Raw genomic sequence first — 6651 nt, forward strand, 5'->3', positions numbered from 1 at the left:
TCAACATGGCATCGAAATTACTAATTAACCCGTTAATTTAAGGGATTGTATCAAAAATAGTAGAAATAAATTAGAATAAACTATCAGATAGGACGCCCAAAGCGTATAAACACGTCATTCCGACAGTTCTTTCTGTTATTTCAAAATGAGGGGGAGTGGGAGTCATCATCTCTACCGTAGTGGAGACGTCATTCCGGCTATGTAAATAGCATGAAGCATACGGTTTAGTGTTTATTGGCTGAATTTGGGTTTACAACTTTTCTACTACTATTGCACTGGCGCCACCGCCACCATTGCAGATGCCAATAACGCCTATATGGCCTTGTTCCTGTTCGAGTACATGAAGTAAGGTTACCATAATTCGTGCGCCTGACGCGCCCAAAGGGTGGCCTAATGCCACGGCACCACCATAAATGTTTACTTTTTCCGGATCTAAGGCCATTGCTCGATTGTTGGCCACCGAAACAACCGAAAAAGCTTCATTGATTTCGAAATAATCGACGTCATGTATGGTCATATTAGCCATTTTCAGTGCTTTTGGTACAGCCTCAGCGGGCGCTGTAGTAAACCATTCCGGAGCAGATTGGGTGTCGGCATAACTGATGATTCGAGCTAAAGGTTTGATTCTTAAATCTTCCGCTTTACGTCTGCTCATTAACACTAAAGCTGCTGCACCATCGTTCAAGTTAGAGGCATTGGCTGCTGTAACCGTTCCGTCTTTTTTAAAGACGGGTTTCAATGAGGGAATTTTGTCAAAGACTACTTTGTTTATTTCCTCATCTTCCGTAATCGCCGTAGCATTACCTTTTTTATCGACGATGGTAATGGGAACAACCTCCTGTTTAAACTTACCAGCCTTTTGGGCGGCTTGTGCCCGTTGGTAAGACGAAACCGCATAGACATCCTGATCTTCCCTGCTGATATGGCAGGTCGTTGCACATAACTCTGCTGCGGAACCCATATGGTAGTTGTTATAAACGTCCCAAAGGCCATCTTTTAATAATCCGTCAATCATTTCTTGATGGCCCAAATGATAGCCGAAACGTGCCTGACCCAAGTAATAAGGTACATTGCTCATGCTTTCAGTACCTCCTGCTATGACGATATCCTGAATACCTAACATGATGCTTTGTGCAGCGAGCATGATCGCCTTAGCACCAGAAGCACATACTTTATTGACAGTTGTCGCCGGGATGTCTCCCAGATTTGCAAATTTTACCACCTGAGTTGCTGGAGCTTGACCAAGGTTGGCTGATAAGACATTACCAATATAAGCCTCTTGGATGCTTCCAGAAACTAAATTTGCCCGTTTGACAGCTTCTGCTGCTGCTTTTGCTCCCAATACTGTCGCAGGGATATTAGAGAGGCTTCCTCCGAAGCTGCCAATGGGTGTTCTGACGGCCGAAACAATATATACTTCGTTTAACATGTGGAATGTTATTGGTTCTAACGGCAAGATAAGTAAAATCTTTAGGCATCTGCATTTTTATCTCCATTATCTGCTTTTTGACGTTGCCGTTTGCGGGCACGAAGTGCTTCATGGAGTAAAAATTCAATCTGTCCGTTTGTGCTCCTAAACTCATCGGCCGCCCACGCCTCCAACTCTTTTAGCATTTCCTGATTTATTCGTAGCGCAAATGCTTTTTTTTCTCCCATCTAATATGATTTTAAGTTATGAGTTATAAGTTGTGCGTTGCGCGTGGCAATGATGCAAGCAGTGGCACGCGCATTCATTAGCTAATTATTCACACATGTTTATTCCCAAAGGCGTTCATGAGCTCACTTCGTTCGGTTAGCTAATCGATTAACTGGCTAATTCACGACTTAACTACTATAAAACTTAACGAACTATCCGTAAAGCGTACCGGCATTAACAACAGGAGATACGCTCTTTTCTCCACAAAGCACGACCAATAAATTGCTTACCATGGCGGCCTTACGTTCCTCGTCTAATTGTACAATTTCCTTTTCCGATAAACGTTCCAGTGCCATCTCTACTATACTTACGGCACCTTCAACAATCTGTTTTCTAGCCGCCACAACCGCAGTAGCCTGTTGTCTTTGCAACATGGCACTGGCAATTTCCTGTGCATAGGCTAGATGGGTAATTCTTGCTTCTATTACCTCTATTCCCGCCCTTTCCAGCCGTTCGTTAAGCTCCTTTTCCAACATTTCATTAACTTGCTGAGCGCCATCTTTGAGTGTTATCGTGGCCCCTTCATCTTCAAAGTTATCATAAGCAAATAAATTGGCCAAATGCCGTACCGCTGCTTCACTTTGTACTTGCACGTATTGGATGTAATCGTCAACCGCAAACAATGCTTTTGCTGTATCCTTTACCATCCAGACGGTAACAGCCGCAATTTCTATCGGATTACCTAATTTATCGTTCACTTTCATTTGATGCCCATTATGGTTTCTTGCCTTCAAAGAAACAGTTCGTTTTACGGCCAATGGATTAACCCAAAATAGGCCGTCCTTCTTTACGGTACCAATATATTCTCCAAAAAGAATAAGCACCTTCGCATCGTTCGGATTAATAATAGTGAGGCCTTTTAGCACAAATAAACAAGCCAATGCGCCAATAATCACCAATATTGGATTGGCAACAAATACACCGAATAAGGCCAATGCGATTAAAATGACCAGTATCACTACTGCTGCGTAGCCCGATACCGCTGTGGTAGATTTTTCTTCCTTCATCTATTTTTGTGTTTATAATGATATCACAATGATATCAAAAATAAATTGAAAAATCAACTATGTGCTTAAAAATACGTTTATCAAACAATTTTATCTAAGTTTGTATTAGGTTTAAACAAAACAGCTCATTACGTGTCAAAAAACAGAAAAGCACCGGTAGTCTATACTAGTAATTCAGCGGTCTTCAAATATGGAATGATGATACTGAGTGTAGTCATTATCTGTATTTTTCTTCCCAAGCAACCGCGATTTAGGTTCGAATACGAAAAGGGTAAAATTTGGATGCATGAAGATCTAATTGCACCCTATAACTTCGCCATATTAAAAACCGCAAGCGAAATAAAAGCAGATCGAGATCAAATCTTGCAATCGGTTTATCCCATTTACGATAATCATGACGAAATAAAGACCGAAGAAACGGAGCGTTTTTTGAATGAATTAGAGGGAAAATGGGAGAGTAGTGGCTTAGATGAAAGGGAAAAGCCGATTTATAAAGCAGTGGTTACTCAAATTTTGTCCCATGTGTATGATCGGGGTATTATTGCCCTCACTAAGAAATTTCAGGCAAATGGCGCTGATTACAATTTCAGTTTGGTCAAAGATAATGTTGCTCAGAATAAAAACACCGCTGAAGTATATACCCGTGAGAAGGCCTTAGCTTATGCCAGTACTATTATTGATGCCAGGAGAGATATTAAGGAGAAAGATTGGTTAAAAAAAATGGTAGCGGATTATATCCAGCCAAATTATGCATACAATGAACAACTGACCGATAAGCTTATTACGGAAGCATTAAATAATATTTCCAGTACACGAGGAATGGTTCAACGGGGTGAATTGATTGTAGCTAACGGTAGTATGGTCAATAATGAGGTTTTTCAAAAAGTGGAGTCTTTGCGAAAGGCCTACGAGGAGGAAGCGCGCATTGGTGGCAACCGTAATGTCGTGGTGTTAGGGCAATTTCTAGTCGTGGGTTTAGTGGTAACCCTTTTAATGGTGTTTTTATATCTCTTCCGCCTCGATATCTTTTCCAACAATCGCTTATTGTCGTTAATACTCTTGGTGATTACAGGAATGTTATTTGTGTTGTCATGGGCACTTAAACTAAAGATTTCCAACCTGTATTACATTCCGTTCTGTATTGTGCCGATGATTGTACGGATTCTATTTGATACACGTTTGGCTTTAAATATCCATCTCCTAATGGTCTTGGTATCGGGCTTTTTTGTACCGAATAGCTTTGAATTTGCTTTTTTACAAGTTACTGCTGGGATGGTGAGTATTTATAGCATCAAAACCTTAGTTAAACGGGAGCAATTTTTAATGTCATCACTCATTATATTGGTTACCTATATCGTTGGCTTCTTGGGGATTGTGCTTATTCGAGACGGTTCATTGGCGGATATTGGTTATGGATCGTTTGTGCCTTTTATCGTTAGTGTAGGGTTAACATTATTAGCTTATCCGTTAATTTACGCTTTCGAGCGATTGTTCGGTATTACCTCAGATGTCACCTTAATGGAGCTCACCAATACCAATTCATCTCTACTAAGGGAGCTCTCCTATAAAGCACCTGGTACCTTTCAGCATTCCTTACAAGTGGCCAATTTGGCGGAGGCCGCAATCTATAAAATTGGCGGTAATGCTTTACTGGTTAGGGCAGGAGCCTTATATCATGATATTGGTAAAATGCAAAATCCGCAATATTTTATTGAGAACCAAACCAAAGGATATAATCCTCATGATGGCTTAACGTTCGAACAAAGTGCACAGATTATCATTGCGCATGTTAATAAGGGTGTCGACTTAGCGCACAAACACCAATTGCCGGAATCGATTATCAATTTTATCCGTACCCATCACGGTACCACGCGTACCGATTATTTTTATAATGCTTTTATTAAAGCTCATCCAGATAAGCTGGTCGATGAACACCTTTTCCGTTATCCAGGGCCGATCCCCTTTTCCAAAGAAACGGCCGTGTTAATGATGGCCGATTCAGTTGAAGCAGCATCACGAAGTATAAAGGAACCCGATGCTGAAAATATCAGTAACTTGGTGGATAAAATTATAGAAGGAAAACTCATTCAGGGGCAATTGAAGAATAGTGATATTACGATGCAAGAGATAGAAGCCATCCGGGCGATATTCAAGCGGATGTTAATGAGTATTTATCACGTGCGGTTAGATTATGACGTGAAGAAAGTGAAGACAGAAGAATAAGCAATACCGTAACCTGTACAAGTTCTGGTATTGCTTATGTCTGGGCTGTAAGCACGGATAATTACGCATCGGGTATTTCGGGTTCTACCAGTTTAATCAGCTTTTCTAACGATTCTTGCCAACCCAGATAACACATTTCCGCAGGTATTGCAGCAGGAATTCCCTCTTGCAGCACTTTTAGCTCAGTGCCTACGGATGTTCTTTGAAGCCAAATAGAAGTAGTCATTACGTCTGGCATATTCGGATCGTCAAATCTATCGGTATACTTTAAAAACTCATTAGGCTTAATCGTTACATACTCCCCTCCAAATGAGTGGCTATTTCCAGTTGTGAAATTCTGGAACGACATTTTGTAGGTACCACCTACTTGTACGTCCATATCATGTACCGTACAAAGAAAACCATAAGGTGGCAACCATGAAGCAATCGCTAGGGCTTCTGTAAAAGCTCGGTAAATCTTTTCAGGAGAAGCCTTAATAACTCGGTGTAATGAAACTTTGTTGTCTGCCATAAAAATCATTTTTGGTGTTTCCTACTCATTTGGCTTTTCGGTTCGCCCGTTTGGATGTGGTCACTGCTCCACTGCCTTATTGATTATTGTTTTGGATCAAATGGCTTTAACAAAGGTGATGATAAAATCGCGCCTTGGGCGGGGTCGTATGCGACAGTTTTGCGGGGAATTTAGGATGTACACATACCTTTATTATTCTACAAATTTCAAGGCAGATGCTTTGTGTGCCGCAACATGGTCTGTTTTATCGCTTTTGATTTCGTATTGAGGATGTTGCTTATCGGCATGATGTGTATAGCCTTTATATTGAAAATCGCGGGTATGTACCTTAATAATGGTTCCTGAAACATGACCCGCTTCTGAATTCCAGGTAACATGATCGCCTATTTTAAATTTTTGCATGATATTTTTTACTTGATTAACATTGAAGGCCAAAATCGTGTTTTAATTTTAACTAAATTGAGTGCTTATGTTGGCCTAAATCGATGTTGATGAGCATTTATCACCGGAAGGTAGATGATGGGAAAAAGAAAGTGGAGTAGGTAAATAACGTATTGCCATTATATCAGCTTGAACACCAAAATGATAAGTTAATAAAATAAAAAATGTATCGATTTGCGGAATATTAAAATTTGAAATAATAAATTTTTGTATTAGGTTTGCAATCCCAAAGAGAGGAGAGGTGCCTGAGAGGCCGAAAGGAACAGTTTGCTAAACTGTCGTACTGGAAACGGTACCGCGGGTTCGAATCCCGCTCTCTCCGCAGCAAAATCCTTCATCGAAAGATGAAGGATTTTCTTGTTTAACAGCGTTCAAGATTCAAGCCAGAAAGGTTGGGAGGGAGTCGATTCCTTCACTCTCCGCCACTCAAAATGGAGCCCGATGATAGTCGGTTTTTTCTTTTTTAAAGAAATTAAAATAACGGTGATTGATTTGGAATCAAAAGACCTTGCAAAGCATTAATATATGAAATTCTAAATTTTTAAGTTGTTGATATAAGGAGTTGAAATCACTATAACGTTTGCATTGCAGTACTATTTTGTGATTCTTGTCTTCAAAAATAGCATCAATGCCTCCATCGGTACCTTCACTAAAACTATTAAAGAAAAGTATCCGCCCGACGAACTACAGGTCTGTTGATTTCTTGAAATTCTGCGGGTAAAGATCTTTTAAGTTTTTGTGGTTTATTGATGCTATGTTCAGTAGCGTATGTT

At 40.2% G+C, this 6651-nt stretch carries 7 protein-coding genes and 1 tRNA gene; 2 read left to right on the plus strand and 6 right to left on the minus strand.

Annotated elements, in window-relative coordinates:
- Positions 1 to 250 precede the first annotated feature (250 nt).
- From ABD930_RS03430 to ABD930_RS03440, 3 genes are all read right to left on the minus strand, one after another.
- Positions 251 to 1429, minus strand: a complete 1179-nt coding sequence (locus tag ABD930_RS03430; protein ID WP_345230289.1) for an acetyl-CoA C-acyltransferase — start codon at positions 1427 to 1429, stop codon at positions 251 to 253.
- 41 nt (positions 1430 to 1470) lie between these two features.
- On the minus strand, positions 1471 to 1656 hold the full coding sequence (locus tag ABD930_RS03435; protein ID WP_345230290.1) for a type II toxin-antitoxin system antitoxin: 186 nt from the start codon (positions 1654 to 1656) through the stop codon (positions 1471 to 1473).
- A 192-nt stretch (positions 1657 to 1848) separates the two neighbouring features.
- Positions 1849 to 2703, minus strand: a complete 855-nt coding sequence (locus ABD930_RS03440) for an SPFH domain-containing protein (RefSeq protein WP_345230291.1) — start codon at positions 2701 to 2703, stop codon at positions 1849 to 1851.
- Positions 2704 to 2901: 198 nt separating this feature from the next.
- Between ABD930_RS03440 and ABD930_RS03445 the strand changes: the two genes are divergently transcribed.
- Positions 2902 to 4926 (plus strand): HD family phosphohydrolase, encoded by a 2025-nt coding sequence (locus ABD930_RS03445; protein ID WP_425571094.1) that lies wholly within the window; start codon positions 2902 to 2904, stop codon positions 4924 to 4926.
- A gap of 61 nt (positions 4927 to 4987) precedes the next feature.
- On the opposite strand, the gene ABD930_RS03450 is transcribed toward ABD930_RS03445, so the two are convergent.
- Both ABD930_RS03450 and ABD930_RS03455 read right to left on the minus strand, forming a co-directional pair.
- Complete coding sequence (locus tag ABD930_RS03450) at positions 4988 to 5437, minus strand: SRPBCC family protein (RefSeq protein WP_345230293.1); 450 nt, start codon at positions 5435 to 5437, stop codon at positions 4988 to 4990.
- Positions 5438 to 5629: 192 nt separating this feature from the next.
- A complete protein-coding gene (locus ABD930_RS03455; RefSeq protein ID WP_345230294.1) occupies positions 5630 to 5839 on the minus strand; it encodes a hypervirulence associated TUDOR domain-containing protein in 210 nt (69 codons plus the stop codon).
- Between the two features lie 274 nt (positions 5840 to 6113).
- Here ABD930_RS03455 and ABD930_RS03460 point away from each other — a divergent pair.
- Positions 6114 to 6200: transfer RNA gene (locus tag ABD930_RS03460), tRNA-Ser, on the plus strand.
- A 176-nt stretch (positions 6201 to 6376) separates the two neighbouring features.
- Here the strand turns inward: ABD930_RS03460 and ABD930_RS21820 are convergent.
- Positions 6377 to 6550: a restriction endonuclease gene (locus tag ABD930_RS21820; protein WP_425571095.1), complete on the minus strand. Its 174-nt coding sequence runs from the start codon at positions 6548 to 6550 to the stop codon at positions 6377 to 6379.
- Positions 6551 to 6651: the final 101 nt, after the last annotated feature.

Origin of the sequence: Olivibacter ginsenosidimutans, assembly GCF_039542865.1 — a bacterium.
Lineage (GTDB): Bacteria > Bacteroidota > Bacteroidia > Sphingobacteriales > Sphingobacteriaceae > Olivibacter > Olivibacter ginsenosidimutans.